Genomic DNA, 3,071 nt, shown 5'->3' on the forward strand with positions numbered 1-3,071 from the left:
AACAAACCAAGCCAGATATTTCAGATAATGATTAGTCTGAGCAGGTAAACAACTTTTATTTGAGAGTTTGATCCTGGCTCAGGATGAACGCTGGCGGCGTGCCTAACACATGCAAGTCGAGCGATTCTCTTCGGAGAAGAGCGGCGGACGGGTGAGTAACGCGTGGGTAACCTGCCCTGTACACACGGATAACATACCGAAAGGTATGCTAATACGGGATAACATAAGAAATTCGCATGTTTTTCTTATCAAAGCTCCGGCGGTACAGGATGGACCCGCGTCTGATTAGCTAGTTGGTGAGGTAATGGCTCACCAAGGCGACGATCAGTAGCCGACCTGAGAGGGTGATCGGCCACATTGGAACTGAGACACGGTCCAAACTCCTACGGGAGGCAGCAGTGGGGAATATTGCACAATGGGCGAAAGCCTGATGCAGCAACGCCGCGTGAGCGATGAAGGCCTTCGGGTCGTAAAGCTCTGTCCTCAAGGAAGATAATGACGGTACTTGAGGAGGAAGCCCCGGCTAACTACGTGCCAGCAGCCGCGGTAATACGTAGGGGGCTAGCGTTATCCGGATTTACTGGGCGTAAAGGGTGCGTAGGCGGTCTTTTAAGTCAGGAGTGAAAGGCTACGGCTCAACCGTAGTAAGCTCTTGAAACTGGAGGACTTGAGTGCAGGAGAGGAGAGTGGAATTCCTAGTGTAGCGGTGAAATGCGTAGATATTAGGAGGAACACCAGTAGCGAAGGCGGCTCTCTGGACTGTAACTGACGCTGAGGCACGAAAGCGTGGGGAGCAAACAGGATTAGATACCCTGGTAGTCCACGCCGTAAACGATGAGTACTAGCTGTCGGAGGTTACCCCCTTCGGTGGCGCAGCTAACGCATTAAGTACTCCGCCTGGGGAGTACGCTCGCAAGAGTGAAACTCAAAGGAATTGACGGGGACCCGCACAAGTAGCGGAGCATGTGGTTTAATTCGAAGCAACGCGAAGAACCTTACCTAAGCTTGACATCCTTTTGACCGATGCCTAATCGCATCTTTCCCTTCGGGGACAGAAGTGACAGGTGGTGCATGGTTGTCGTCAGCTCGTGTCGTGAGATGTTGGGTTAAGTCCCGCAACGAGCGCAACCCTTGCCTTTAGTTGCCATCATTAAGTTGGGCACTCTAGAGGGACTGCCAGGGATAACCTGGAGGAAGGTGGGGATGACGTCAAATCATCATGCCCCTTATGCTTAGGGCTACACACGTGCTACAATGGGTGGTACAGAGGGCAGCGAAGTCGTGAGGCCAAGCTAATCCCTTAAAGCCATTCTCAGTTCGGATTGTAGGCTGAAACTCGCCTACATGAAGCTGGAGTTACTAGTAATCGCAGATCAGAATGCTGCGGTGAATGCGTTCCCGGGTCTTGTACACACCGCCCGTCACACCATGGGAGTTGGGGGCGCCCGAAGCCGGCTAGCTAACCTTTTAGGAAGCGGTCGTCGAAGGTGAAACCAATAACTGGGGTGAAGTCGTAACAAGGTAGCCGTATCGGAAGGTGCGGCTGGATCACCTCCTTTCTAAGGAGAATTGCCTACTGTTTAATTTTGAGGGTTCATTAAATTAGTACTTTGAAAATTGCATAACATTTAGTGATATGACATTATATATGAACAGAAAAGTTTCAAAAATCATGACAGATAAGTCGTAAAAATCAAAATGGTATTTATCTCAATACCGAACTCTAATAACTGGTCAAGTTATTAAGGGTGCAGGGCGAATGCCTTGGCACTAGGAGCCGATGAAGGACGTGATAAGCTGCGATAAGCTTCGGGGAGTTGCACGTAAACTTTGATCCGAAGATTTCCGAATGAGGAAACTCACTTAGAGTAATGTCTAAGTATCGTATGATGAATACATAGTCATGCGAGGGGAACCCGGAGAACTGAAACATCTAAGTACCCGGAGGAAGAGAAAGAAATTCGATTCCGTAAGTAGCGGCGAGCGAACGCGGAACAGGCCAAACCAGTGAAGTTTTCTTCGCTGGGGTTGCGGACATATCATAACGAAGAGGTATCGTAGAGGAAGAGAGTTGGAAAGCTCCGCCATAGATGGTAACAGCCCAGTACTTTAAACGAGAAGACTTTAGATATGATCCAGAGTACCACGGGACACGTGAAACCCTGTGGGAAGCAGGAGGGACCATCCTCCAAGCCTAAATACTACCTAGTGACCGATAGCGTATAGTACCGTGAGGGAAAGGTGAAAAGAACCCCGGGAGGGGAGTGAAAGAGAACCTGAAACCCTGCACTTACAAGCTGTAGGAGCACATTTCTTGTGTGACTGCGTACTTTTTGTAGAACGGGCCAACGAGTTACGTTGTGTAGCAAGGTTAAGCACTTAAGGTGTGGAGCCGTAGCGAAAGCGAGTCTTAAATGGGCGTCTAGTTACCCGACGTAGACCCGAAACCAGGCGACCTATCCATGAGCAGGTTGAAGCGAAAGTAAAATTTCGTGGAGGACCGAACCCACGTACGTTGAAAAGTGCGGGGATGACTTGTGGATAGCGGTGAAATTCCAATCGAGCCTGGAGATAGCTGGTTCTCCCCGAAATAGCTTTAGGGCTAGCCTCAAGATTAGAGAAGCGGAGGTAGAGCACTGAATGTCCTAGGGGGTATTGCACTTACCGAAGACTATCAAACTCCGAATGCCGTATTCTTTTGCTTGGGAGTCAGACTATGGGTGATAAGATTCATAGTCAAGAGGGCAACAGCCCAGATCGTCAGCTAAGGTCCCTAAATGTAAGTTAAGTGGTAAAGGATGTGGAATTGCACAGACAACCAGGATGTTGGCTTAGAAGCAGCCACTCATTTAAAGAGTGCGTAATAGCTCACTGGTCGAGTGATTCTGCGCCGAAAATTTCCGGGGCTAAAACTTACTACCGAAGCTACGGCATCATTATGATGGGTAGGGGAGCTTTCTATACGGGTTGAAGCATGACCGTAAGGACATGTGGACTGTATAGAAGTGAGAATGTTGGCATGAGTAGCGAGATGTGGGTGAGAATCCCACAGGCCGTAAACCCAAGGTTTC

The 3,071-nt window shown here is 49.3% G+C and carries 2 rRNA genes; both read left to right on the forward strand.

The annotated features are described in order from the left end of the window. The first annotated feature begins 55 nt into the window (after positions 1-55). A 16S ribosomal RNA gene (locus I4U58_RS13255) occupies positions 56-1,559 on the forward strand. 173 nt (positions 1,560-1,732) lie between these two features. Then, positions 1,733-3,071 (forward strand): 23S ribosomal RNA (locus I4U58_RS13260); the annotation flags it as partial.

Origin of the sequence: Clostridium sp. 1001270J_160509_D11, from assembly GCF_015667935.1 — a bacterium.
Taxonomy (GTDB): Bacteria; Bacillota; Clostridia; order Peptostreptococcales; family Peptostreptococcaceae; genus Intestinibacter.